Genomic DNA, 223 nt, shown 5'->3' with positions numbered 1-223 from the left:
ACACGCCCGAGCGGCAGACGGCCCGCCACCGCATCCATTCCTATTCGGTCTGGGAGGCCGCGGTCTTTCTGCTCAATGTGCTGGCCTTCCTGCTGATGGGCCTGCAGGCCCATCAGATCGTCCTCGACCTCGATCCCGGCCGCCTGGATTTCGCAATCACCTTCGCCACCATGGTTTTCGTCACGGTCATTCTCGTCCGGCTGGCCTGGGTGCTGTTTTATAA

At 61.4% G+C, this 223-nt stretch carries 1 pseudogene; it reads left to right on the top strand.

The features are described from left to right. Nucleotides 1-223 (top strand): annotated as a pseudogene (locus ACMUVN_RS33385) (sodium:proton antiporter); the annotation flags it as partial.

Origin of the sequence: Rhizobium sp. IY2 (assembly GCF_047532935.1) — a bacterium.
Classification (GTDB): Bacteria; Pseudomonadota; Alphaproteobacteria; order Rhizobiales; family Rhizobiaceae; genus Rhizobium; species Rhizobium anhuiense.
Note: the sequence above shows the minus strand (reverse complement) of the source record. Positions and strands in the feature narration are given on the sequence as shown.